The 25779-nt window shown below is 45.4% G+C and carries 17 protein-coding genes and 1 tRNA gene; 7 read left to right on the forward strand and 11 right to left on the reverse strand.

Annotated features, from left to right (window positions below):
• Window positions 1–178: 178 nt before the first annotated feature.
• Window positions 179–406 carry a hypothetical protein gene (locus DP923_RS12195; RefSeq protein ID WP_112306126.1) on the reverse strand — a complete coding sequence of 76 codons (228 nt, stop codon included), beginning with the start codon at window positions 404–406 and terminating at the stop codon, window positions 179–181.
• 121 nt (window positions 407–527) lie between these two features.
• The gene (locus DP923_RS12200; protein ID WP_112306127.1) at window positions 528–719 is read right to left on the reverse strand and encodes a cold-shock protein; all 192 of its coding nucleotides are present in this window, start codon (window positions 717–719) and stop codon (window positions 528–530) included.
• A gap of 247 nt (window positions 720–966) precedes the next feature.
• Here DP923_RS12200 and DP923_RS12205 point away from each other — a divergent pair, with 247 nt between their 5' ends.
• A complete protein-coding gene (locus DP923_RS12205) occupies window positions 967–1467 on the forward strand; it encodes a hypothetical protein (protein ID WP_239021021.1) in 501 nt (166 codons plus the stop codon).
• A gap of 140 nt (window positions 1468–1607) precedes the next feature.
• Here the strand turns inward: DP923_RS12205 and DP923_RS12210 are convergent, their stop codons facing one another.
• A complete protein-coding gene (locus DP923_RS12210; protein ID WP_112306128.1) occupies window positions 1608–4835 on the reverse strand; it encodes a VPS10 domain-containing protein in 3228 nt (1075 codons plus the stop codon).
• 173 nt (window positions 4836–5008) lie between these two features.
• The gene (locus tag DP923_RS12215; protein WP_394341177.1) at window positions 5009–8206 is read right to left on the reverse strand and encodes a VPS10 domain-containing protein; all 3198 of its coding nucleotides are present in this window, start codon (window positions 8204–8206) and stop codon (window positions 5009–5011) included.
• 930 nt (window positions 8207–9136) lie between these two features.
• Here DP923_RS12215 and DP923_RS12220 point away from each other — a divergent pair.
• The 3 genes from DP923_RS12220 to DP923_RS12230 all read left to right on the forward strand — a co-directional run bounded on the left by DP923_RS12220 (window position 9137) and on the right by DP923_RS12230 (window position 15997).
• Entirely contained in the window at window positions 9137–12142 is a 3006-nt protein-coding gene (locus DP923_RS12220) for a SusC/RagA family TonB-linked outer membrane protein (RefSeq protein ID WP_112306129.1), read from the forward strand.
• A gap of 18 nt (window positions 12143–12160) precedes the next feature.
• Window positions 12161–13645: a RagB/SusD family nutrient uptake outer membrane protein gene (locus DP923_RS12225; RefSeq protein WP_112306264.1), complete on the forward strand. Its 1485-nt coding sequence runs from the start codon at window positions 12161–12163 to the stop codon at window positions 13643–13645.
• A 552-nt stretch (window positions 13646–14197) separates the two neighbouring features.
• Window positions 14198–15997: an NACHT domain-containing protein gene (locus tag DP923_RS12230; RefSeq protein ID WP_112306130.1), complete on the forward strand. Its 1800-nt coding sequence runs from the start codon at window positions 14198–14200 to the stop codon at window positions 15995–15997.
• A 213-nt stretch (window positions 15998–16210) separates the two neighbouring features.
• Here DP923_RS12230 and DP923_RS12235 read toward each other — a convergent pair.
• From DP923_RS12235 to DP923_RS12265, 7 genes are all read right to left on the reverse strand, one after another.
• Window positions 16211–16294 (reverse strand) — tRNA-Leu (locus DP923_RS12235).
• A gap of 22 nt (window positions 16295–16316) precedes the next feature.
• The gene (hscB, locus tag DP923_RS12240; protein ID WP_112306131.1) at window positions 16317–16853 is read right to left on the reverse strand and encodes a Fe-S protein assembly co-chaperone HscB; all 537 of its coding nucleotides are present in this window, start codon (window positions 16851–16853) and stop codon (window positions 16317–16319) included.
• Window positions 16854–17055: 202 nt separating this feature from the next.
• Window positions 17056–17574, reverse strand: a complete 519-nt coding sequence (locus DP923_RS12245; RefSeq protein ID WP_165838191.1) for an ankyrin repeat domain-containing protein — start codon at window positions 17572–17574, stop codon at window positions 17056–17058.
• A gap of 32 nt (window positions 17575–17606) precedes the next feature.
• Window positions 17607–18845, reverse strand: a complete 1239-nt coding sequence (gene hemA, locus DP923_RS12250) for a glutamyl-tRNA reductase (protein ID WP_112306132.1) — start codon at window positions 18843–18845, stop codon at window positions 17607–17609.
• Window positions 18846–18939: 94 nt separating this feature from the next.
• The gene (locus DP923_RS12255; protein ID WP_112306133.1) at window positions 18940–20472 is read right to left on the reverse strand and encodes a catalase; all 1533 of its coding nucleotides are present in this window, start codon (window positions 20470–20472) and stop codon (window positions 18940–18942) included.
• 267 nt (window positions 20473–20739) lie between these two features.
• Window positions 20740–21024 (reverse strand): putative quinol monooxygenase, encoded by a 285-nt coding sequence (locus DP923_RS12260; RefSeq protein ID WP_112306134.1) that lies wholly within the window; start codon window positions 21022–21024, stop codon window positions 20740–20742.
• 183 nt (window positions 21025–21207) lie between these two features.
• Entirely contained in the window at window positions 21208–21984 is a 777-nt protein-coding gene (locus DP923_RS12265; RefSeq protein ID WP_112306135.1) for an SAM hydrolase/SAM-dependent halogenase family protein, read from the reverse strand.
• A 94-nt stretch (window positions 21985–22078) separates the two neighbouring features.
• Here DP923_RS12265 and DP923_RS12270 point away from each other — a divergent pair, with 94 nt between their 5' ends.
• From DP923_RS12270 to DP923_RS12280, 3 genes are read left to right on the forward strand one after another with little or no spacing between them, the layout of a single operon-like run.
• Window positions 22079–23104 carry a PhoH family protein gene (locus DP923_RS12270; RefSeq protein WP_112306136.1) on the forward strand — a complete coding sequence of 342 codons (1026 nt, stop codon included), beginning with the start codon at window positions 22079–22081 and terminating at the stop codon, window positions 23102–23104.
• Between the two features lie 22 nt (window positions 23105–23126).
• Complete coding sequence (locus DP923_RS12275) at window positions 23127–23555, forward strand: GNAT family N-acetyltransferase (RefSeq protein WP_112306137.1); 429 nt, start codon at window positions 23127–23129, stop codon at window positions 23553–23555.
• Window positions 23555–25663 carry a ComEC/Rec2 family competence protein gene (locus tag DP923_RS12280; protein ID WP_112306138.1) on the forward strand — a complete coding sequence of 703 codons (2109 nt, stop codon included), beginning with the start codon at window positions 23555–23557 and terminating at the stop codon, window positions 25661–25663. The genes DP923_RS12275 and DP923_RS12280 overlap by 1 nt, the downstream gene beginning before the upstream one ends.
• Window positions 25664–25779 lie beyond the last annotated feature (116 nt).

Genomic DNA, 25779 nt, shown 5'->3' on the forward strand with positions numbered 1-25779 from the left:
CGGTCGAACGGTGAAAATATGACGCTTTATACTTTACTTGCTGCTGCCTGGCCAGAGGTTTTATACTTTATAAAAGTAAACCTGAGCAAATTTCGGAAATGGTAGCGGTAAGCAGCGTTCGGGCTTGGTTATTTTGGTAGTTGCCGGTTAAGGGCGCAGTCAAAACAGGTTCTGGCGCTTAGTAACGGAACAGGATGTTAGTGCCGTTGCGGATCCACTTTTCAAAAAAAGCGTTATCGTTAAACTCACCTGTCAGTAACTCAAAGCCTGGCTGTTTTTCGTTTTCGCGTGATCCCATAAAAGTTTGCAGCGAATCCTGGTTGTTAGGCTCCCAATCCATTCCTTTTTTAAGCGCGATACATAAATATTCGTGTGTGGTGGTATCTACTATGTATTTTCTGTTCATCTTATTGCTGCTGTACTGGTTAATTTAAAATTTATACTTGGAGCCCTTTCAGGATGGGCTATACACAACTAAAAAAGCCTTACAAAAAGTAAGGCTTTTTTAGTATGCTGGTATATTAAAACTAAGAGCGCTTTACATTAACGGCGTTTAGTCCTTTTTTGCCTTCCTGCAAATCAAACGTTACTTCGTCGTTTTCTCTGATCTCGTCTACTAGGCCAGAAGCGTGTACGAAATATTCCTGATCTGAATTTGTTTCTTTGATAAAACCGAACCCTTTCAGGTCGTTAAAGAATTTTACTGTTCCGTTATTCATGTTGTTTTGTTTATTATACACCTACTACATATGTGTAGGGGTATTTGTTCCTTATTTTTTACAATATACAATTAAAATTTTACAAAAATGCTTTTAAATTGATTCAGCTATGATTTAGCTGAAGTATAAATCCCTACTTTTAGATGGCTGCTTACTTTTTTCCGGAGAGCTGACTTTAGGCATTGAAATTGCAGCAGGCAATTGGCAAAGGCAGTTGTCTATATAAAATAGTTTTATACTATACCTGTTGGCAGCATCTGCATTAAGCTTATTTTTTACATTTATTTCGATCCGGTTTATGGAGACACGCAACACCCGAGACAAGCAAAGTATACAGCACCTCATTAACCAGATACTCCCGGCGCTGGCACAAACTGTACACCAGCATATACAACCTGTTATCCCGATGTTCGAGAATTTTGTGCTGGAGCAAGTAGTGGATACCTGGACCAAAGACCCTGCCTCGGATTTAGACGATGAGATAAGTATAGAAAAAGGAAACGTACAACAGGTTGGGCTGCGCCTGAAGCTGGAAAGCTTTAATAAACCGGGCGCTGAACCTTTTGATGTAACTAAAAATATGCTCTTTAAACTGGAGTACAGCAGCTACACCGTAGGGCCCGATAAAAATTCGCCGTGGCTCGAAAAGGTATACCAGCAACGCTGGGAAAAGTATGAGTACGAAGAAATTGCTGAACAATGGACCGAAGAACTGATCGACTCCATTTCGGCGCAATTGGTAAAGTAAGCACTGTTATACTTGCTGTGGCTTTAATATATAATTTTGCCTCACTTCCTTTTTATAAAGAAGCCCTGTAAGAAAAATCTTACAGGGCTTCTTGTTTTAAGTTACTTATACTAATTAATCATTCAGGATAAACTACCCTGTTATTTTACAGCAGCTGTCGGGTTTGCCTGCATCATAACAGAGATCTTCTCGATGTTAGCCTGCTTTGCCAGTTGGTTGTAGCGGGCAATATCGTTGTTGATCAGGTTGGTCATTTTTGCTTTGGACTTTTGCCATGCTGCTGTTAACTCCGCTAATCTTTCCTGCTGCGATCTGGTAACGTAAGGAATATCAGTGTCCAAATCATCTTTCAGGTACAGGAAGTGGGCACTCAGTTTACTTTCGAAGTTCAGGAAATCGTTATTTGATTTCGATCTGTTTTGTACCAGTTCCTCTTCCCAGGCAGTTAGCTTTTTGATCAGATCTTTACCGGCTATTGTTAAGCTAGCCTTTGTTTTATCTTCTTCAATCAGCTCCACAAGGGCACTTACCTGGTCTTTTACTTTGCGCATGTGCAATACAGAATTATGAATATCGCGCACACCATCTTCGAGCGCGATCAGCACTTTTTCCTGCTCTGCAAAATCTGCAGGGGTTGCTTTTAAACGTGGGTCGGCTAGTGTTTTAAACGAAACCAGTTTTTCCGTATTTCCAGCTTTCAGACGTGCCTGGTAGGTGCCCGGTGCTGCTTTATGGCCGTTGTAACTGTTTGGCATAAAGGCCGTCGGAACGCCCGGTAACGTAGCATAGCGCATATCCCACACAAAGCGGTTCAGGCCGGCTCTGGTGCTCAGGACCGGGTCAGGAGAGGGGCTGCCAGGATAAGCTGTGAATTTTGGGTCTGGCTTGCTGCTATACTTCCGGATTACATTTCCTTTCTGGTCCAGTATTTCCAGCGTTACCAAGCTATCTTTTGGTGTACCGGCCGGCAACTGGTAATACAGGACAATACCCGTGGATGGATTGGTGCCGGGCTGGTCCGGTTTTTTATCTTCCGGATCTTCTATTCTATCCAGTGCACTGCCTCCTGAAACACGGTAGCCATCTTCCGGCTGGAACAACACCAGGTCTTTAGGATTGAGCTTTTCGTTGTAACCACGCACCATATTCAAGTCATCCAGAATCCAGAAAGAGCGGCCCTGGGTGGCTGCAATCAGGTCACCCTGGTGTACTTTTAAATCCGCGATTGGCGTGATCGGCAGGTTCAACTGGAAATTGGTCCAGTCCTTACCACCGTTATAAGAGATGTACAAGCCCGTTTCGGTGCCCGCATAAAGCAAATCTTTGCGCTGCGTATCTTCGCGCACTACTCTTGTAAAGGCATCAGCCGGAATACCATTTGTTATTTTTTTCCAGGATTTGCCATAGTCGGTTGTTTTGTAAATGGATGGCCTGAAGTCGTTGAATTTATAACGGGTGGTGGCAATGTACGCAGTAGCCTTATCGTGCGGCGAAACCTCGATGCTGTTCACCAGCGTTTCTTCCATACCTTTTGGTGTAACATTGGTCCAGGTTTTGCCGCCGTCGCGTGTAATGTGAACCAGGCCATCATCGCTACCGGTCCACAAAACACCTTTTTCAAGTGTAGATTCTATCATATAGGCAATGGTGCCATAGTTTTCGCCACCGGCTCCTTCGTTTGTGAAAGGTGCACCACTGATCACCATTTTAGATGAATCCTGGCGGGTGAGGTCTTTTGAAAGTACGGCCCAGGTTTTGCCAAGATCGTTGGTCTTGAAAACGACGTTGCCACCGTGGTAAAAGGTATTAGGTTCGTGGGCGGAATAGATGATCGGGGCATTCCAGTTGAAGCGGTACTTCATATTCTTAGGCGTCATGCCCAGGTATAAAACCGGCGATACCATGATAGACTTGCGCAGGTTGGTTTGCGTATCGTGCATATCGATGTTGCCCTGGTAGCTGCCACCCACTACAATGCGCGGATCATCCGGATTAAAAGCCAGGAATGCACTTTCGCCGCCTGCAGTTTCGCCCCAGTTACGTTCATCTATACTTCTGCCGCCCGTGTTTCTGCTGGCAATCCGTACGGTTGTATTATCCTGCTGACCAGCGTACAAATTATAAGGGAACAGGTTATCGGCATTTACACGATAGAATTGCGCGGTAGGCTGGTTGTTCTGGGTGGTCCAGGAGGAGCTGCCATTAAAGCTGATCGCTGCGCCACCATCATTCGCCACCACCATGTTTTCGCTGTTTTTCGGGTTAATCCACAGCTCGTGGTAATCGCCGTGCGTACCCGAAATCTCCTTCCATGTTTTACCACCGTCTGTCGATTTTAAGCCGGGCGCATTGAGTACGTACACGGTGTTTTCGTTTTGCGGATCAGCGAAAACCTCGATGTAATACCAGGCGCGTTGCGTGAGCCGGTGGTCTTTACTGACGCGGTTCCATTTTTCGCCGCCGTCTTCGCTTACAAAAAGACCGCCCTGCTCTTTGTATGTATCACTTTCGATAACAGCGTATACTTTGTTTGAGTTGGCCCTTGATACGGAAACACCAATTTTACCGAGTTCTTTCGGCAAGCCTTTCTCCAGCTTTTTCCAGGTCTCGCCACCATCCGTGGATTTGTATAAACCGCTTCCTTTGCCGCCACTGATCACCTGCCACGGCGTGCGGCGGTGGTCCCACATACTGGCATACAGAATGCGCGGGTTGTTCATATCCATTTTAATATCCGCGCAGCCGGTATTCTCATCTACATACAGCGTATTTTTCCAGGTTTTACCGCCGTCCGTAGATTTGTAAACGCCGCGCTCTTTGGAGGGCCCGTGCAAGGCACCCTGGGCAGCTACGTATACAATGTCCGGGTTCTGGGGATGTATGTTGATGCCCGCAATGTGGCGCGTCATATCCAGGCCAAGTTTGTTCCAGGTTTTGCCTGCATCCGTAGATTTGTACACGCCATCGCCATGCGAGGTCATCACGCCGCGCGGCGCATGTTCGCCCATGCCTACGTACACCATATTGGGGTCAGATTCTGAGACGGCTACTGCGCCAACCGAACTGGTTTTAAAGTATGAATCCGAAATATTGAACCAGCTTTGGCCGGCATCTTCTGTTTTCCAGACACCGCCGCCCACTGTACCCATGTAATAGATAAGCGGATTGCCTACCACACCGGTGGCCGTTACAGATCGCCCGCCTCTGGATGGCCCTACATTACGCCACTTTACCGGGCTTAAATACTTGTCCGGGCTGTTTACCTGCTCTGATTTGGCAACAGCTTGTTTTCCTGTATTTCTCTTCTGAGCCACAGCGCCACCCGAAACTGACAGGGCGAATAACAGAAAGTATAAAGGTCTTTTCATATGATGAAGGATTATTAAATCGTAAGACGTTGGGAGAAGTAGGCAACAATGAAACAGTTATCAGCTGCTGGAAAGCAGAGATGTATACTTTGTAAAGTATGTTTTCAGGGAAGAGGAGCAAAAAAGAAAAAAGCCTGTTATACTTAAAAAGTATAACAGGCTGTGGTTTAAAGTTAGTTTACAGAGGAAGTAGCATTTGATTGGGGTTTTGACTCTTTTAAAGTAATGGCGTCAATGCCCTTCTCTTTTACTTTCTTGTTCAACTGCGGTACATCCTGGGCTTTAACTTGCTTTAACAAGTTCAGCTGCTCATCAATTTTACCGGTTACTTCGTTCTTGAACTCCACTGATTGTGTGGTTGGTCTGTAGTCGCCGGCGCTTACCTGCGAGGCCAGGTTAGCCAGTTTGTTGTTCAAGCGGATCGGGAAGTTAAGCGGATCCTGGCCACTGCGGTTCTTGGTCTGATATAAGGCTTCCTCAATCGAAGTGATCTTTTTATCAATTGCATTAGCCGTTTCTATAACATCCTTGTGGTTATCCTGGCCTTTCAGGTTGCTTTTCAACGTGTTGATCTGGCTGCGGATGGTACGGATTTCCTTGATAGCATCGTGCGTTTCGGTTAGTTTATCGCGCGTCTCCATCAGGAAGGTGAACTGTGCCTGCAGATCTTCCGGCGTAGAAGAGGAGCGAGGATCTTTCAGGATAGCGAAACTGGTTTCCTGGCTGTCTTTGCCAACGGTCAGTTTCGCTTTGTAATTACCAGGTAAAGCTCGCGGGCCTCTCGTGTTTCCACCCCACATAATCAGGCCATCAAACGTGCTTGCTTCCGGATAGTACATATCCCACACAAAACGGTTCATTCCTTTTTTTACATCCAGCTTTGTTTTTCTGTCTTTTGAGTTGCTGGCGTAGCTGCGGATCAGTTTACCGCTCTGGTCCATGATCTCGAGCGTAACATTGGTGGTAGTGTCTGGCTTTTGCTGCATGTAGTAATGCACCATCACGCCACCCGGATGGTTCTGGCCTTCCAGTTTCATGTTAGGTCCGCCCCATCCGCTTGGTGCGCCCATTTTGTACGAATCCATTGGCTTGTACAAATGGAATTTACTTTCGGCGGCAGCTTTGTTTAACTGGTGCAGCGGAGTCAGGTCATCAATAATCCAGAAGCTACGGCCCTGCGTGGCTGCGATCAGGTTATCGTTTTTAATGGTCAGGTCTGTGATAGGCGTAATCGGCAGGTTCATCTGGAACGGTTGCCAGTTTTTGCCATCGTTAAACGATACATACATGCCATACTCGGTACCTGCATACAGCAGGCCGTTACGCTTAGGGTCTACACGCACGACGCGGGTAAAATGGTTCTCCGGAATGCCGTCTGTTATTTTATCCCAGGTTTTGCCATAGTCGGTTGTCTTGTATAAGTATGGCCTGAAATCACCGGATTTATACATGGTTGCCGCCACATACGCCGTGCCTTTTATACTTGGGTGCGCGTCGATGCTGTTGATCATCATCCATTCCGGCATCTTCTTCGGCGTTACGTTTGTCCAGTTCTTGCCGCCATCGCGGGTTACGTGGATTAAACCGTCATCAGATCCGGTCCAGATAACGCCAGCTTCCGCAGGAGACTCGTTGATGGCGAAGATTGTTCCGTAATATTCCACACTGGTGTTATCCTGTGTGATCGGTCCACCTGAAGAGCCTAATTTAGACTTATCGTTGCGGGTCAGGTCCGGGCTGATGGTTTGCCAGGAGTGGCCGTTGTTGGTTGTAAAGTGAACGTGGTTAGATGTTGTGTACAGCTTCTTCGGATCGTGCGGGGAATACATGATCGGGAAGTTCCACTGGAATCTATACTTCATGCTTTCGGCACCGGCACCCATCGGGTTATCAGGCCATACGTTTACGGTGCGTTGCTGTCCGGTTTTGTGATTCACACTTTCCAGGAAGCCGCCATAGTTGCCACCAAATACCAGGTCCGGGTCTTCAGGGCTAACAGCTATGTGCGCACTCTCGGAACCTGCTGTTACTTCCCAGTCGCGTTCGCCTATACTTCTGCCGTCGGTACGGTGCGCTATTCTTACTGTGGTGTTATCCTGCTGCGCGCCGTAAATACGGTACGGGAAATGGTTATCTGTTACAACGCGGTAAAACTGGGCAGTTGGCTGGTTCATGTAGGTGCTCCAGTTCATGCCGCCGTCCGTACTTACCTGGGCACCACCATCATCGGCAATTACCATGCGGTTCGGGTCTTCGGGTGCAATCCAGAGGTCGTGGTGGTCGCCGTGCGGAGCGTTAAAGGTTTCGAATGTTTTGCCGCCATCCTTGCTGCGGTGGTAGGCTACGTTCATCACGTATACCTGGTCTTCGTTTTTCGGATCGGCATAAATACGGGTATAGTACCAGGCGCGCTGGCGCAGGTTGCGGTCGTCGTTTATTTTCTGCCAGCTTACGCCACCGTTATCAGACCGGAACAAGCCGCCGTCTTCTGCTTCCACCATCGCAAAAACACGCTCAGAATTAACAGGCGAAACTGTTACACCGATAATACCCAGCGTGCCTTTTGGCAAGCCTTCGTTGCGTGATATTTCTTTCCAGTTATCGCCGCCATCCGTACTTTTCCAGAGGCCGGAACCCGGGCCACCCGAAGAGAAACTATAAGGCGTGCGTCGTGCATTCCAGGTGCTGGCAAATAAAACACGTGAATTGGATGGGTCGATGATCAGATCAACCGCGCCGGCATCTTTGTTGGCAAATAAGGTGCGTTTCCACGTTTTACCGCCGTCTGTACTTTTAAATACACCGCGCTCTTCCCCTGATTTATAAATATCACCGATGGCGGCAACATATACAATGTCCGGGTTTTTGGAGTCGATGCGGATGCGGCCAATGTGTTTGGAATCTTTCAGACCAACGTGTTGCCAGGTTTTACCGGCATCCACTGATTTCCAGATTCCGAAGCCAGAAGATACGTTGCCGCGCAGGGTTTGCTCGCCTTCGCCTACATATATAATATTAGGGTCTGATTCGCTTACGGCAATGGCTCCGATCGAACCGCCGAAATAGCCATCCGAGATATTCTCCCAGGTAGCGCCGCCATCTGTTGTGCGCCAGACGCCGCCGCCGGTCGCACCCATATAATAGAGGTTGGGTTTACCGGGTACACCTGTCGCACTACCAGCGCGCCCGCCCCTGAACGGACCAATAGATCGCCAGTTTAGGCCATTATACAGTTCAGGTGAATAAGCATGTTCAGCCTTTTTGCTTTTAGCTTTTTGCTGTGCTTCACTAGGCGGGCCTGCCAGTAAGAGTGCGAGCCCTAAGCCTAGCATAAATGTTGGCTTCAGAGTGCCTGGTAAATTTTTCATCATGAAGTGTTCGTTAAAAAGGTGAAGAATTTTGATTGCTATTCCTTACTCTTTGAAAGTATAAAAGCGAAGAGTTTCGTTGAATAATTAAAAAATTTTAATCTGATTTACTAATTATATATAGTAAATGCAAATGCCTCTATAAATATTTTTTCAGAATTAATTGGAGTTTATAAATAATTATCTATGTATAAACCAATATTATCCGGGAGTAGGAAGTAGGTTATTTATTTTTTATAATTATTCAATCATAGCGGATGGATAATCGATGTCTGACCTTTGATTGAGTTCTCTTGTTTAAAAGTATAGATTAAATGCTGGCTTCCGGTTGAGAAGTTCAGCCAGTTCGTAAAGCCGTTTTAAAAAGTAAAAGGAGCCCGACGATTATTGGATAGTGATGCCCCTGGTGCAAATCACGCCAGAATCGATTTTAAGTTTTAACTGACTGATAGTAAGTTGCTGCCAAGTTTCGTGTCACTGGATGAAAGTATGAAGGCAAATGTTTTATACTTTTTATTTGTGAATGATAAAGATAAGTAGCGTGTTTTTGCACTTATATATAAAGTATACATACAGCTTAGAATAAGATTACCCATACGCCTGGCTTACATATTTGCTTGCCTGTTTATATATTTTTGAAGCTGAATCAGTGTAGTGCTTATTAAATAAATATTGTATTTATTTAATAACAGAGAAGGTGTGCCCAACCTTTGTTGATAGCGTTTTTTGTGTTTTAGCGGTTTTTTATGGCAATGTGTTCGTGTGTCATACTTCTGTCTGGCAGTTTATAAGCATTGCTTACCGGCCGTTTTTTTAGGATCTGATTTTTTAAGTGCATAAGCAGTTGGGTCTGAAAAGTCCAATTAACAGAAACCAGTCTTTGCCTTTTAGATTTCGTCAAAATCTTCTTTTAACCTTACAACATGTTGTTTTATGAAGCACACTTTACTACTCTTTTTCCTCTGCTGCTCCACTTTAGCCAATGTGATGGCGCAGGGGCGCACTATCTCCGGTAAGGTAACAGGCAGCGAGGACAATTCGGCCCTCGTAGGCGTAAGTGTTATCCTGAAAGGTACTACTACCGGTATAACAACTGGCGTAGATGGTGACTTTCAACTGAACGTGCCTGCAGAAGGAGGAACACTGATGTTTAAGTATATCGGTTATCAGCCATTGGAACTGCCCATCGGAAACCAGACCGTGATTAATGCACGCATGGTGCTGGACACAAAAACGCTGCAGGAAGTGGTTATAACGGGCTACGGCGAACAGGACAGAAAAACCCTGACCAGTGCGCAGACTTCAGTTAGCGCAAAAGCGATTGAGAACCTGCCTACTGCCGGCACCGATCAGCTGCTGCAAGGCAGGGCTTCGGGTGTGCAGGTAAGCTCCAACTCAGGTACGCCGGGTGGTGGGGTTAGCGTGCGTATCCGGGGTACATCTTCCATTAACGGCTCCAGCGACCCTTTGTATGTAGTGGATGGTATTCCGATCCAGGCAAATAACTTATCCGGCGTAGGCGTTGGGGGCGGTACAACCAGCCCGATTGCAGACATTAACCCGGCCGATATCGAGTCGATGGAAATTCTGAAAGATGCCTCGGCTACCGCTATTTACGGTGCGCGGGCTGCGAACGGTGTCGTACTGATCACAACCAAGCGGGGTGGCAACAGAAAGGCCAAGATCAACTTTGGTTATTATTACGGAACACAGGAAGCGGCCAGGCTGCCCGATGTAGTAGATGGTCCTACCAACGAATTACTGCAGAACGAAGCAGCAACCAATAACTGGATAGATTCTTACGGAAGTATAACCGCGCTTAACCCCAAAGGCGAGCCTTTTAAATTGCCGTATGCCAACCCGGCAGCGGCAATTAATACTGATTGGTCGGATGCTATTTTCCGGACAGGTATCATCCAGAATTATGACATAGGTGTAAGCGGCGGCAATGAAAACATACAGTACCTCGTTTCTGCCAATAACTTCGATCAGGAAGGTATCCTGAAAGCTATCGACTTTAACAGGAAGACGGCACGTATCAACCTCGATTTTTTCCCGGTTGATAAGTTAAAAGTTGGGACCAGTATGTTGTATGCGAATACAAAACGTAACCGCCTGCGTAACGATGACTCTATTTTCGGAGCTGTTCCGGGTGCGTTCTCTATCCCGACCAACCTGCCTTACTATAACCCGGATGGGTCTTATACCAAGTTCAGTATTTTCGAGAACCCGCTTGCCGCTGTTGAGCAAGGCTACCATAAGATGAATACAGACCGCTTTTTAGGAAGCGTTTATGGAGAGTATGAAATTTTACAGGGCCTGCGTTTACGCTCCAGTTTTAGCATCGACTTTACGAACCTCCGCGAAAACCTGTATGATAATTCATTTCTGAATAATGGTGTCGGCACCAATGGGTACGGCCAATCCATATCAGCGACAGATAATAACTGGATCCAGGAAAACGTGCTAAGCTACCAGTTCGGAAATGAAAGCCATGATTTTAACGTACTGGTTGGTACTACCCTGCAGGAATCTGTTTTTGACAGAACGATCGCTACTGGTACCCAATTCCCTAGCAACGATTTTAAGAAAGTAATTTCGGCTGCGGTGCAGAATGCAAGCGCTGAAGCCACAAGCTGGGGTATTGCGTCATTGTTTACACGTATAAATTATGACTACAAAGACCGTTATGTAGCCACTGTCAATGTCCGCAGAGATGCTTCCTCACGCTTCAGTGAAGATAACCGATGGGGCACTTTCCCTTCGCTGGCCTTAGGTTGGGTTGTTTCAGAAGAACCTTTCTTTAAAGGAATGGAATCAAGAGTTAACAGTCTGAAAGTACGTGCCAGCTACGGCTTAACCGGTAACCAGAGTGGTATCGCTAACTTCCAGTCGTTGGGTACCTGGTCTGCTACGTCGTACGCTGACCTGCCAGGCATAAGCCCGTTTCAATTGGCAAATCCAGATCTGAAATGGGAAACAACGGCCCAGTTTAACGTAGGGGTAGATGTAGGCTTGTTCAAGGATAGGTTAAGCATCACAGCAGATTATTATACGAAGAATACAACTGACCTTTTGTTAGCAGTTCCGCTTCCGAAGACCTCTGGTTTCAGCTCGCAGGTGCAGAACTTTGGCGAACTGCAAAATAAAGGGGTAGAGCTGGGTATTAATGTAGCAGCTATCCAGAAAGAGGATTTCAACTGGAATATCAACTTTAATATTGCCGGCAACCGAAACAAAATGACCAAGCTTGCCGCGCCATTCAACGTGTACAACCGCGATATTTTCAGGTACGAAGAAGGTTACCCGATGTACTCTTTCTACTTCCATGAGCAGACTGGTGTAGACCCGCAAACAGGTGCTCCGATCTTTGCGGATGTGAACGGAGACGATACATTTGACCCGAACGTAGACCGTAAAATTGTAGGCGATGCCAATCCGGATTTCTTTGGAGGTTTAACCAACACGATCAACTATAAGAACTTCGACCTTTCGTTCTTCTTCCAGTATTCTTACGGAAACGAGCAGCTAAACTGGAACCGCTTTTTCGGAGAGCACGGTGGCACTCGTAACTTCGGATTTATGGGCAGCCAGCTGGACAGATGGCAGAAACCAGGTGATAACACCATGATCCCTAGAATGAGCCAGGCTAACTATGCCGCCAACCTGCGCCCATCCCGCTTCCTGGAAGATGGCTCTTATGCCAGGTTAAAGAATATTACCTTAGGCTACACACTTCCTTCTTCTATCATCAGCAAAGTAGGGCTTTCGTCAGTTAGGGTTTATTTGTCCGGCCAGAATGTGCTGACCTTCACGGATTACTCAGGTCTTGATCCGGAAATTACAGCTACCGCTTCTAACGCTTTAACACAAGGCATCGAGTTTTACAGCGTGCCGCAGCCGAGAGTGTTTATGGGTGGTTTTAATGTTACGTTCTAATTTTAAATGCTGAATATCATGAAAAAACATATATATAAGCCCGCAGCAGTAAAGAACAGGTTATCACTGCGTCGTGTCCTGGATGCCTTGCAGGTTAAAAAAGGGTTAGCGTATACGTTGCTGGCCGGCTCGCTGCTTTTTGCAACCAGTTGTGATTTAGTCCTTGACCAGGAACCTCAAACTGAAGTGAAGGAAGAAATAGCCATAACAGATATTAAAGGTGCACAGGCAGCACTTGCCGGTATGTTTAACCAGTTGCAGTCAGGCGATTATTACGGGCGTAACATCCAGATTATGTCTGATATATCTTCGGACCAGGCGCAAAGCGTTGGCACCTGGGATTTTTACCGCGAAATGGATACGTATGTGATTGACAAGGGTAATATCGAGAATGGTAACTTATGGTTGCGGGCATACCAGGCCATCAATATTGCGAACCATATCATCGAAAAAGTACCGGCCATTGCCAGTATAAATCAGGCGGATAAAGATAATATTGTAGGGCAGGCACATTTTATAAGAGGACTGGTATACTTTGACCTGGCTAAAGTATATGGCGGCGTACCGGGTGTGGTTGGTACACTGGGTGTTCCGCTTGTGTTACAACCTTCCAAGGTCGTAAATGAATCTTTTTTCCCAGCGAGAGCTACATTAGATGCCACTTATGCGCAGGCAGAAACTGATATATTAGAGGGCTTGCGCCTGATGCCGGAAACACAGAAATCAGGATCTGCTACCATATCTCAGGGTGTAAAAGGGTCGGCCAGAGCACTGTTATCCAGGTTATACTTATTTACAAATAAACCTGCCGAAGTTATAAAGTATGCCGATGAGGTTATTGTAGATAACAAGTATAAACTTGTTGGAAGTTACAGCAGTATTTTCGCAAACGATTTTACATCAGAAGCCATATTGGAGCTCGATTTTAACAATGTAGACCAGAGTGGTATTCGTAACTGGTATTTTCCGTCTACGAGTGGTGGCAGGGGAGATGTGGCAGCGCATACGCCTTTTTACCAGGAAATTTCTGCTAACCCGAATGATGAGCGCGGTAAAATGTTTGCGCTTAACGCTACATCCAATGTGTATTATCCTTTAAAGTATAGCAGGGCAGGTAATATTGATAACATCCAGATTATCCGGTTAGGGGAAATATACCTGAACCGTGCCGAAGCGAAAGCGCTGACAAATGACCTGAGCGGTGCGCTCGAAGACCTGAACACGATAAGAGTGCGTGCCGGTATAGAAGCGATTACTACCCTGCCTGGCAAGAATGAGTTGTTACAGCTTATCTGGAAAGAGCGCAGCTTTGAGCTTGCGTATGAGGGCCACAGCTTCTTCGACCTTGTACGAACCGGACAGGCGTTAACCAAACTTACTAACCTGGTCCGCAGAAATGGCCCTACGATTAGCCTTCAAAACCCTGGCCGCCAGGTTTTCCCGATACCGGCTTTTGATATTGATGCCAACAAAAACCTGGAGCAGAACGAAGCTTACAGGTAAAAATTAGAAAATGGTAGTGTACTACTAATTAATGGATTGTTTGTTTTATAGGTGTGTGTTTAAAAGAACCGGGATTATTCCCGGTTTTTTTATGCGGTAACGGGAAGGGTAGAAGTATGAATTTTATACTTTGGGGTGATGGGATATGAGGTGAAAAGAGATGCGTTTTTATCGGAGGAGTTAGTAGAGAAAGAACAGATTTGTTGGAGGGAATCAGGAATATTAGATTCAATAGACTACTTCCTCTTATACCTTAATTGTAATGAATACTCAGCCATATTTAATCTAGAAGAGTTTTAAATGAAAGAACCGGGTAACACTGGTTTTTTCATTTATTTACTTCCAATATAAAAATAGTTAGTATATTATTCCCCTTATATTTGAGACCTTTATCAACACTCTCTATTCTGACTAGAAGAGATGTAAAATGCATATTGTTTTTTACAAAAAATGAACTCTTTGAAAACAGAGAATCTAATCATTATAACTAACAGTTTCCTTAAGCTGAATAGCTTAATTGAATCAATGATAATGCGAAAATAAAAGCTAGACATGAGTATAACTCCGAATTTTGAAGTAACAAGTTTAATCAAACCACTAGTAGATGGGTTTAAAGCTATTAATAATGAATGGAATAATTTTTTTGAAATAGGTCTAACCGACTATTTGCATTCACAGACAGGTAAATATTATTTAACAAATACCTTTTTACATAGAAATGAAAAAGTAAAGTTCAAAGATATTTATTATCCGATTAAAGCTACCTACAAGAAGTTGACAACGGATTTTCACGAATTAGAGGACTTATTTGAAGAATATAGTAATATAACAATTATTGGTTCAGCAGGAAGTGGTAAAACTACCCTAACAAAACACATCTTCTTGCAAACAATTTATGATAAGAATAGAATTCCTATTCTTATTGAACTCAGAAACCTAAATGAGTATCAAGGTGATTTTGAAAAATTAATTTCTGAAAAGATATTGAAGTCCAAGGTTAAACCAAGCGACACAATTTTCAAAAGAACACTGGAAAGTGGCAAGTTTTTATTTTTGTTAGATGGTTATGACGAGATTTTTTCAGATAAAAAACAAGAAATTAATCGTCAAATAGAACTGTTTGTAGATGCATATTCAAACAATAAGTTTCTAATAACAACAAGACCAGGAAGTGGCATAGAGAATTTTCCTAGATTTTATGATTTCAAAGTTCGCTCTCTAGATGACAAAGATGTAACAGGGTTCATATCGAAAATCGTAGATGAAGGAGAACGGAAAGATAGAATAAAGAAAATTGTACTTGACCCAAAAAATCAAAACTATTATGAGTTTTTGAGAAATCCACTGCTATTATCCATGTTCATCATGGCCTTTGAGAACCATCCTGAAATTCCCAAAAGGAAAAGTGCATTTTACAGAAACGTATTTGATACTTTATACTCACGGCATGATGGTATTACAAAGAATAGTTTTCCAAGAGAAAAAATAACAAAACTACAAAGAGATGATTTCGAAGATATACTATCCATCTTTTCATATCTAACTATTATAGAAGGTCAGTACTCATTTACCAATGAGTATCTTACTGATGTTTTAGATAAAGTAAAGTCATCAACTGAATACAATTATGTAGTTGAAGATTTGATTTATGATTTAAGAACTTCAATTTCTATAATAATTCTTGATGGTTTCGAGTATTTTTTTCCTCATCGCTCAATGCAAGAGTATTTCACTGCTCTTTTCATCAATAATCTCCCAACAGATAAAAAACATAAAGCGTACAAAAACCTATCAACTGTATTAGAAGAATCAAGTACAGATTACAGTTTCAACTTCTGGAGTCTGTGTTTTGAAATGGATGAAACTGTGTTTATATCACATTTCCTGATACCGCAGTTAAAGAGAATCTACAAGCAACTTGAGCATAAAACAGATGTAGAGCTCTTAATTGCTTACTTTAAGATAGTAAGCCCTACAATTTTAGAGTCTGATTTTGACAAGAAAAAGCAAGGAAATTTAAGGATATTCCGCCATTCAAATTTTCAAAACGCCATACTTGAGTTTTGCGAAGTGTATGAATATAACGAAATATGGCTCTTCCCAGAAACAACTGGATGCAATAAAAGATTGCTAGAAATCTTAACGGAAAGAAATAAGGGAATTGAAAGCAAAAAGCCAGGGTTTGGATTCAGCTCTATCGTAAATGATGAAGAAGTGATAAAAGTTCTTATCTCCAATGGAATTCTATTAAAAATAGAAACTATCAAAAATAAAATCAATGACAAGATAGTAGAGTGGGATTTGGCAGTCAAAAGAAAGAAATCGAGTATAGACGATTTATTGAATTTATAAGTTACTGCCCACAGTAATGTCTACCCAAATAGCTTATCTTCATTCATGTTATTACTTTATCTAGCCAAGCGAAATATTATGTATATATTCTGCTTGGCTAGATAAAGTAACAATTTTTAATATTAAACTGTTTTTCCGTCCCCTGTACCGTCCCCTAAAAACAAAAAAGCCCTTGCAAGTTATTAACTTACAAGGGCTTTTATACTTTGTTTGTACCTTGGGCCGGAGTCGAACCGGCACGAGTGTAACCTCACAGGTGTTTGAGACCAGCGCGTCTACCAATTCCGCCACCAAGGCATTAATCCCTCCTGAACGTCTATCAGGATTGGGTTGCAAACTTAGATAATGTTTCCTGAATTCGCAATAAATATTTTTTCTTTAAATAGTAAGTTTTTACCTGCTGCAGTGCCTGGTCTTTGGTAATGCCGTGCAGCTCGGGGTAGCGTTGCAGCACCGGAAGTATGTCTGCTTCCAGTTGTGCCTGCATACCAATGGTTTGCTCGCTTACCTGCTTCAAAATGGCTGCATCAAAGTCGAACTCCAGTTCCATCAGCGCCTCGTTCAGCTCCATCACTTCCATCAGAAAATCCGAAGGCAATTCGTTTTTTCCGCCTTCTTCCAGCAGGCCGTGCTCCTTCAGGATATACTGCATCCGCAGATCAGCATCAGACAGCGTGCGGTAGGCGTTGGTGTTAAGCGTGGAAAGCTGCAAAATTTCGGCCTGCTTTTCCTGTGGCTCGTTGGCAAAAAAATCGGGATGGTACTGGCGGCTCAGCTGGTAATACTGCTGCTTTATGGCTTTCTCATCCGGCAGAAAACTTTCCGGGATAGTATAAAACTCGAAGTAGTTGCGCATTAACGTATAATTTCAGTTCTGTGAGCCCTGCCTTACAAGCGGCCCCCTACATAGCAAAGGTACACCAAAATGAGATGCTTTGTTGTGCCAACGTGTAACTTAAGGCTTTTCAGGGCTACTCTGAAGCGTTTAAAAAGGCAGCAGCAAAGTATAAACTACACCAATGTGCAGATTTATACTATGCTGCCAGTTATAGAACGTGCTACTTCAGTAGCGCGATGCCCGCGGTGTTGCCCTGCTGGGTTGCCAGGTCGAGGGCCGTAAGGCCGCGTTCGTCTTTCATGGTTTTGTCGGCGCCGTTTTTAAGCAGTAAGGCCAGCAGCTCGTTGCGGCCAAACATGCTGGCAAACATAAGCGCCGTGCCGCCGTTGCCGCTCTGCAGGTTCACATTGGCCCCATTCCGGATAAGTAAGGCTGCCAGGTCAGTATAGCCTTTAAAAGCTGTTCCCATTAAAGCAGTGTTGCCCGAAGCATCCTGTTGGTTTACATTTGCGCCCGCTTCTAAAAGTATGGTTGTCGCCTCCTGGTGGCCACCATATACGGCCAGTATCAAAGGGGTAAAGCCGCGCGCGTCTGCAGCATTCACATCTGCGTTTTTTTGTAGGTGTTGCCTGATGGCTGTTACATCGCCCGCGCGTGCTGCAGCCATTAAATTATCAGATTGGGCAAAAAGTGCGGTAGGTAAAAGCAGTAGTAAAATATTCAGGAAAAGAGATCTCATGGAAGTATAAATAAGTATAAATTTAAGTTTGATTACTGAGCGGAAGTATGGAAAAGCCGCCCGACAGCCTGCAGCAATTGTTCACGCGATGCGCCTTCTGTCGTTCTTAGAGCGCCGGCAGGCCTGCGTACCAGCCTGTCGAGGGTAGCTTTGGTAATGGCTGCTACCGTTTCGGGTTGGGTTGCAAGGGGATGCTTCTGTAATTCGCTGCCGATCACATCTTCAAAAAAAGCTTTTAAGGCGTTGATCGCTTCGGCCACCGGCAATTCCTGTAGCCATGCTGCAAACTTTACGGCCTCTTCGGTTACAATATCTTCCACTACTGCAATGGCAGCCTGGCGTGCTTCCTGCGCCGCCTGTGTACGGCTGCTGATCTGGTCTATATTAACCAGCGTCGTGTTTGCCAGTTGTCCGGCAGCAGGGGCTATTCCCTGTGGCACCGACAGATCGAGGAGTACGCGTTTGGCAGCTGTTTGCCCGAACTGCCCAGGCTGCAATAATTCGCCGCCACCCACACAACTCACTACCACATCATACCTGGCCAGCTGCTCGCCTAGTTGCTCGTAAGGGATCTGCTGCACGTTTAATTCTTGGGCCAGTTGGGTTGCTTTGGCAGAGGTGCGGTTGGTCAGGGTAATGTCTTTAAATCCGAACGAAGCAGCGTAACGGGCAATGTCGGTTCCCATCTGGCCGGTCCCGATGATGAGGATGCGCTTGTTCCCAAAATCTTTTCGGGGATAAAAATCTGTCAGGCGTTCCAGTGCGGCATAACCTACAGAAGTGGTTCCTGCCCGGAAATCGGTTTCGTTGTGTACGCGCTTGTGCGTCCTGAAAAGTGTTTGCAGCGCCTGGTGCAGCAACGGGCTTCCCATTTTTAAAGCGTTGGTCAGTTGGTAGCTTTCCTTAAACTGCGTGATGATCTGCCTGTCGCCGGTAACCTGAGAACGCAGGCCAAGGCCTACTTCCAACAGGTAATGCAACGTGCTTTCGCTGTAGCTGTAATGTATAAAGCGCGGCGCAAAGGCTTCGGGGTTTGGTATGCGCTTAAAACGTAGCAGCCTTTCCTGTATCATGCCCGGGGAGGCGTGGGTTGTTTCAAAGTATACTTCGGTGCGGTTGCAGGTAGTTACCACCATAACGCCCTCTACCAACTGCGCTTCTTTCAGCTCCTGCATAAAAGCGGTTGTTTCGGCTTTGCTCAGTTGCAGTGCCTGCCGCCATTCGAGTGTAGCTGTTTGGTGCGAGATAGAAATAACCTGTAACGTGCTCATATAAATTGGAAAGTGCGTGCTGATGAAAGTATAAATATGTGTTGGGAGAGAAGTATAAGTATAGGCAGGCTAGGTGGCCGGCCCGCCTATATTTTTACTGCCGGGTTACCAGCTTGTTTACTTCCGCTTTGTTCAGCTTCAGTGCCTTTATAAGGCGGTTGCCATAATCAGCATCAGCCTGGTAAAAATAGCTTGCCATTTTGTTTACTATTTCCTTGTTCTGGATCTGCCCCAGGTCGCCTGCCAGGTTATTGATCAGGTGCTTCTTGTCGGTTTCGGAAAGAGAGCGGTACAGCTCGCCAGCCTGCGCAAAATTGTTTTGCTTTGTGATCACGCGCTGCATCGTTTCTGCATCTATCTTGCTCACAGCGTAGGCATACTGCTTGTTATCAGTGTAAGTGCCCTGCTTGGTAACACTTGGCTCGTAGTTGATATTGGAGTTTTTGCCACGGTTGCTGAACGCGCCATTCTGGTTGTTGCTGTTTACTTCTACCTTCGGAGCATTAACACCAATGCGCTGGAAATTTGCACCCAACCTGTAACGCTGTGTATCGAAGTATGAGAACACACGGCCCTGCAGCAATTTATCTTCGGATGGCTCGATGCCCGGCACAAGGGTGGCCGGCGAGAATGCTGCCTGCTCTACTTCCTCAAAAAAGTTGCCCGGTATGCGGTTAAGTGTCATTTTGCCGACTTTCATACTTGGCGCAACTGCTTCCGGCCATATTTTGGTAGGGTCCAGCGGGTTGAAATCGAACTTATCCAGGTCTTCCGGCTTCAGCAGCTGTACTGAAAGCTCCCAAGCCGGGAAATTTCCTTTGCTGATCTGTTCGTACAGATCGGCGGTGGCGTGGGAATGGTCTTTGCCCTGCACCGCACTGGCTTCAGCAGCTGTCAGGCTCTTCACACCCTGCAACGATTTCCAGTTATACTTCACGTAAGTAACTTCGCCTTGTGCATTTACCCATTTAAATGCGTGCACGCCAAAGCCATCCATCTGGCGGTAACTGGCCGGTGTACCCAGGTTAGAGTACAGGTAAGTCAGCATGTTGGTAGATTCCGGCTGGTGCGATAAGAAATCGAACACACGGGCCTGGTCCTGCTTGTTATAAACAGGCGATGGTTTAAAAGAGTGTACCATATCCGGAAATTTCATGGCATCTCGGATAAAGAACACGGGCAGGTTGTTGCCTACCAGGTCGTAGTTGCCTTGGTCGGTGTAGAATTTCACAGCAAAACCGCGCGGGTCGCGCAGCGTTTCCGGAGAGCCCTGCTCGTGCACAACAGTTGAGAAACGTACAAAAAGCGGTGTTTTTTTACCTTTCGTATTGAACAAAGAAGCCACTGTATACTTTGAGAAGTCGCCGTAGCTTTCGAACTCGCCGTGGGCGCCGGCGCCGCGTGCATGTACTACCCGCTCAGGTATGCGTTCCCTGTCAAAGGCAGCAAGTTTTTCAATCAGATGAACATCTTCCAGTAATACCGGACCGTTTTCGCCGGCAGTTTTAGAGCTTTGGTTGTTGCCAACCGGTGCGCCTGTGTTGGTGGTTAATGGCTTCTGCTGTGCAAAAGTCATGTTACCGGTTGCCAACAAGGTAACTCCCAGAATAAGTACTTTTTTAACCATGTTTAGGATGTATTTGAATGTTTTACATCACAAAATTGATCTCTAAAGTCACATAAATCAAATTGATAATTATTATTATGATATAGTGTTAATCTATAATATGTAGTATGCTGTTAAGCTTCAGTCTGTTATTTTAAGGGAAGGGGTATGTTTTTTTAAAGTATAAAAGTATATATAAGCTTAAATCAAAGTATAAACTGATGAGCTGCACAAAGCAAAGCGCCTGCACTTTTTCAAACGCAGGCGCTTTGCTTAAAAAGAGGTTATTTATACTTGTCTGTAAGACCAGGTTTCCGGTTTGGCTGCAAAAAGTGATTTGGTTGCCGGCCATACCTGCCCGAATAATTCGGATCTGCGGTATTGGTTCAGGTGCTCTTCAGAGTCCCAGAGGCTATAGGTGCTGTAAACGTTTGGCTGGTTGAAGTCCTGTAATAATTCTACGTGGTTGCAACCGTCAAAGGCTTTTATTTTGTCTTTGGAGCTTTCGAAAATAGCCAGAAACTCGTCGGTTTTCTCTGCCAGAAACGTCATCCGGACAATGCGTATTAACATAAGTTTGAATTTTGAATAACTGAATTTTCAGTAATTGAATAAGTCTAAGCTGTTAAACAGGCACTATATAAATGCCTACCAAAGCGTAAAGTATAAAACAGCAGCAAAGGTATGATTTTAAGAAATATGATTCAGTTATTCAAAATTCAGTTATTCAAAATTCAGTTATTCAAAATTCAACCCTTAACTCCCCGGGTAAAAGCGTATCTCAACCGGCGAATCAAAGCCCAGGTGCAGCGCTTCCGCAGCATTTCCTGAATTAATGCCGATGCAAAGTAATCCCTGGCTGTTGTAAATACAGCAGAAATCGCCTTCGTTTACCTGTTTGTAGTTCGGCTGAATGTTGCTGATGGTTTCGCGCGAGAAATGGATCGTAAACGTACGGCCATGTGCAATCGTGTCAATGCTGTCGCGGGTAATGTTGGTGATCAGGTTACCGAAACGATCCACATAAATAACGTGGCCGGTAATGGCGTGGTCGCTTAAGCGCAACTGCCGGTTCAGTAATTGTTTAAACTCGTGTGTGCGTTCGCCCAGTACATCCAGGTCGCCACCGTTTGCCAGGAAAACGGCCGCTGCGGCCAGTAAATCTTTCGCCGGGAATGACATCTGCGGGAACTCCGTTTTCAGGTTAATCACCACTTCCGGTTGTCCGTCTGTTAAAAGCGAAAGCAGGCCATTGTCGGCCAGCAAAAAGTAGTGGCCTTTATACTTTGCAGCCAGGAAACCGCCGTCTTTTCTACTCTGCGTATCCACTGCCAGCAGGTGCACGGTGCCTTCCGGAAAATCGCGGTAAACGGCCCCGAAAACATATTCTGCCTGCGCAATGTTAAAGGGTTCGATGCCATGTGAAATATCGATGATCTGAGCCTGAGCATCTTGCGAAATAATTCGGGCTTTTACGGCAGCCACATAGTGATCTGTGTACCCAAAATCCGACAGAAACGTAATTACAGCCATATTTGCGAACTATAATATTGATAGTTTTGTAATATTAACAGAAATTCCTTAATTAAGAAAAATAGTACCAACCGACCCTTTATATATAAATCATTTGGTAGAGAAAGTAATAACCTTAGAGAACATCTCTCTGATTGATTTTCTGGGGACAGAGAATCAGAACATCAAACAACTGGCCGCCGCTTTCCCAAGCAGCAAAATCATATCCCGCGGAAACGAAATCAAAATTCAGGGCCAGACGCCGGAAATAACTAAAATTCATGAACTCTTTTCGTCGCTGATCGATCATTACCACAAGTTTGGGAAGATTACGGAGAACAGTGTAAATAGATATCTTTCTGCAGATGCTTTTACCGACGAGGAAGTGATCGCCACTTCGCCGGACGTTATTGTATATGGCAGCAAAGGTGGCATCATCAAAGCCCGGACTCCTAATCAGCAGAAACTGATCGATGCGGTAGAGAAGAATGACCTGACATTTGCGCTGGGGCCTGCCGGTACCGGTAAAACTTATGTATCGGTTGCAATGGCGGTGCGTGCACTCAAAAACAAAGAGGTCAGAAAGATCATTATATCGCGCCCGGTAGTGGAAGCTGGCGAAAGCCTTGGGTTTTTGCCCGGTGATATGAAAGAGAAAGTGGACCCGTATCTGCGCCCGATCTATGATGCGCTGGAAGATATGATCCCGATCGAAAAACTGAAATTTTACCAGGAAAACAAGATCATCGAGATTGCGCCGCTTGCCTACATGCGCGGCCGTACTTTGAACAATGCGTTCGTGCTTTTGGATGAAGCCCAGAACACCACGCCAGCCCAGATGAAGATGTTTCTGACCCGTATGGGGCCGAACGCCAAAGTAATGGTAAACGGCGACTGGACCCAGATCGATTTGCCGCGTAACCAACGCTCCGGTCTAATGGAAGCCCTGAACATACTCCGGAATGTAAAAGGAGTAGGCGTGGTAGAGATGACAGCAGATGATGTGGTGCGCCACCGTCTGGTAAAAGAGATCGTGAATGCCTATACCAAACTGGAAGAAGAGCGCCGTGCTGCCAAGGAAGAAGCTTTGGCGGAGAACGGCGAAGCCAGAGAGCACCGCCCGTTTAACCGTAACAGATAACAGCTTGTAATTTTTGCAGAAGATGATACAGGTGATCAGAGCAGAGCAGGAATACGACCTCCGGAAAGCGTTCAGCATTCGGGAGCGGGTTTTTGTGCACGAGCAACAGGTGCCACCCGATGCCGAACACGACGAACACGAACCAGTCGCGAAACATTACCTGGCTACTTTTGATGGTGAACCCTGCGGGGCTGCCCGCTGGCGCAAGACCGATGCCGGCGTAAAGCTGGAGCGGTTTGCTGTACTTCCGGAGTTTCGGAACAAGAAAATAGGGGAGCAGGTGCTGAAGGCTGTATTAGCAGATGTAAAGCAAGCGCATCCGCAGGAAAAAGTATACCTGAATGCGCAACTGCCGGCTGTTAATTTTTACAAGCGCAACGGCTTTGCGGCAGAAGGCGACCTGTTTGTGGAGTGCGACATAGAACATTATAAAATGACCTATAAAAGCTGATGCTGCGGTGGGCGCCATTTCCGTTTGTTCGGATAACGCTTAGTTTTATAGCAGGCATCCTGGTGTATTTAATTTCGGGCAAGGAGTTCAGTTACAGTACTGAGCTCCTTGCTTTTTTTGTGGGAGTATACATTATACTTTTTATACTTTCCAGAAAGCTCAAATCTGCATCAATTACAAGTTTAACAGGTATAGTTGGAATATTATGTTTTGTAGCAGGTGGTGTATGGGTAACACATTTTAAAACCGAAAGCCACCGAGCTGACCATTTGCTGCATTTAAAGACTTCGCCGGCTTATTACATGGGCGTGGTGGATAGTTACGTGTTGCAAAAACCCGGCTACCAGACCACGGTGCTGCAACTGGAGCAAGTACAGATAAAGGGGCAATGGCAGCCGGTACGTGGCAAAGTGCAACTGTCTGTTCCTCACGATTCGGGCAGCGAATATGAGCTGCGGTATGGCGACAGGCTGCTGGTAAAAGGTGCCCCGCAAAAAGTAGAAGCAGCTCTCAATCCCCAGCAGTTTAATTATGCTGCTTACCTGGCCGGCAAAAATATTTACCACCGCCAGTTCCTGCAATCAGAGCAATATCTTAGACTAAATAACGATCCTGGTAACCCGATTTTATACTATAGCATTCTGATGCGCCGGAACGTGGATCAGTTACTGCGTAAAAATATGCCGGAGCAGCGGGAGTATGGCATTTCTACGGCGCTGCTGCTGGGCGTTACCGACGAACTGGATAATTCCATCAAAGCAGCCTACACCAATTCAGGTACTATCCATGTATTGTCGGTTTCAGGGTTGCATGTAGGCTTAATTTATGGGGTGCTGATGGTATTTCTGGGGAAGTTTAACCGCACGCCGCGCCAACGGTTTTATGCGGCACTTATCGTAATTGCGTTTCTGTGGTTGTATGCCTTTATCACAGGGTTATCGCCTTCTGTACTGCGCTCGGTGGTGATGTTTACCATGGTTACACTGGCGCTTGCTATCGGGAGGCGATCTAATATCTATAACACCTTGGCGATAGCGGCTTTCGTACTGTTGCTGCATAACCCATACTTTGTGCTGGATGTGGGTTTCCAGTTATCGTTTCTGGCAGTGCTCGGGATTGTGTACCTGCAGCCTAAACTTTATACTTTAGTTGAGGTTAATAACCGTGTTAGCAAATTCTTCTGGGCCTTGTTTACCGTATCTATGGCGGCCCAACTGGCTACGTCGCCGCTTAGTTTATACTATTTCCATCAGTTTCCGGTGTACTTCTGGCTGGCAAATCTGGTTGTGGTTCCACTCTCGACGGTTGCTTTGTACAGTGGCCTGGCAGCCATTGGTTTTGGCTGGATTCCGGTGATCGGCTGGCTTTTATACCAACTGCACTTCTGGGTTATCTGGTGCATGAACGAGATAAACTTCTACCTGATCAGTTTACCAAACGCGTTGCTCGATGGCATCTCTATTACCGCTTTCCAGACCTGGTTACTGTATGCGTTGTTTTTCATGCTGATCCTGTTTTTTGCTTTAAAGAAACTGCCGTACCTGGCTATAGCAGCAAGTATACTTTTTGTTTTGGCAGCCCAGCAAATCCTAGAAACCATTGCCCAGCGCAAGCAGCAGTTTTTTACAATTTACAGCATGCGCGGCCAAACAGCTTTGTCTTTTGTGCAGGGGCAACAGGCCATACTTCTGGCGGATAGTATAACATTACAGGATAAGCAGGACTACACGTTTAATATCCAGCCGCACTTGTGGCATTTGGGCATAAATAAACCCGAACCTCAGTTCCTCCATACGTCAACTCAACATCAAAGTATAAACCATGCGTTTCTGCCTGATAGCAACAGCCTCTATGCATGGCAGAATAAAACACTGCTGCTGCTGCATAAGCCACTGAAAGTACAAACCATTTCTCCGCTGCCCGTGGATTATCTTATACTTGCCAACAACGTGCGCATCAATCCGGAAGAGTTGCAGCAGTTCAGGTATAAACACCTCATTTTAGATAGCTCGAACAGCCTCTGGTACCGAGAGAAAACGAAGCAGCAACTGGATACGCTGGGATTAGTTTATTATGATGTAGCCGAACAAGGCGCTTTTGTTGAGTAACCTGTTCTGCTAAAAACAGGCTATGATCATGACACAAGTTGTTTCCTGCCGCGAGATTTCATCTCGTGGTTTTTCATACCAGCAAGCTTTCAGCTTGCGGAAGTATAAATTGAGCT

It is taken from the genome of Pontibacter arcticus, from assembly GCF_003284895.1.
In the GTDB taxonomy this organism is placed as follows: domain Bacteria; phylum Bacteroidota; class Bacteroidia; order Cytophagales; family Hymenobacteraceae; genus Pontibacter; species Pontibacter arcticus.

Excerpts from the sequence above, each read along its gene's own strand:
- DP923_RS12230 (WP_112306130.1), top strand. The coding sequence starts at position 14,198 with ATGAGTATAACTCCGAATTTTGAAGTAACAAGTTTAATCAAACCACTA.
- DP923_RS12280 (WP_112306138.1), top strand. The coding sequence starts at position 23,555 with ATGCTGCGGTGGGCGCCATTTCCGTTTGTTCGGATAACGCTTAGTTTT.
- DP923_RS12200 (WP_112306127.1), bottom strand. The coding sequence starts at position 719 with ATGAATAACGGAACAGTAAAATTCTTTAACGACCTGAAAGGGTTCGGT.
- DP923_RS12275 (WP_112306137.1), top strand. The coding sequence starts at position 23,127 with ATGATACAGGTGATCAGAGCAGAGCAGGAATACGACCTCCGGAAAGCG.
- DP923_RS12245 (WP_165838191.1), bottom strand. The coding sequence starts at position 17,574 with ATGAGATCTCTTTTCCTGAATATTTTACTACTGCTTTTACCTACCGCA.
- DP923_RS12225 (WP_112306264.1), top strand. The coding sequence starts at position 12,161 with ATGAAAAAACATATATATAAGCCCGCAGCAGTAAAGAACAGGTTATCA.
- DP923_RS12260 (WP_112306134.1), bottom strand. The coding sequence starts at position 21,024 with ATGTTAATACGCATTGTCCGGATGACGTTTCTGGCAGAGAAAACCGAC.
- DP923_RS12195 (WP_112306126.1), bottom strand. The coding sequence starts at position 406 with ATGAACAGAAAATACATAGTAGATACCACCACACACGAATATTTATGT.
- DP923_RS12265 (WP_112306135.1), bottom strand. The coding sequence starts at position 21,984 with ATGGCTGTAATTACGTTTCTGTCGGATTTTGGGTACACAGATCACTAT.
- DP923_RS12210 (WP_112306128.1), bottom strand. The coding sequence starts at position 4,835 with ATGAAAAGACCTTTATACTTTCTGTTATTCGCCCTGTCAGTTTCGGGT.
- DP923_RS12255 (WP_112306133.1), bottom strand. The coding sequence starts at position 20,472 with ATGGTTAAAAAAGTACTTATTCTGGGAGTTACCTTGTTGGCAACCGGT.
- hemA (WP_112306132.1), bottom strand. The coding sequence starts at position 18,845 with ATGAGCACGTTACAGGTTATTTCTATCTCGCACCAAACAGCTACACTC.
- DP923_RS12215 (WP_394341177.1), bottom strand. The coding sequence starts at position 8,206 with ATGATGAAAAATTTACCAGGCACTCTGAAGCCAACATTTATGCTAGGC.
- hscB (WP_112306131.1), bottom strand. The coding sequence starts at position 16,853 with ATGCGCAACTACTTCGAGTTTTATACTATCCCGGAAAGTTTTCTGCCG.
- DP923_RS12220 (WP_112306129.1), top strand. The coding sequence starts at position 9,137 with ATGAAGCACACTTTACTACTCTTTTTCCTCTGCTGCTCCACTTTAGCC.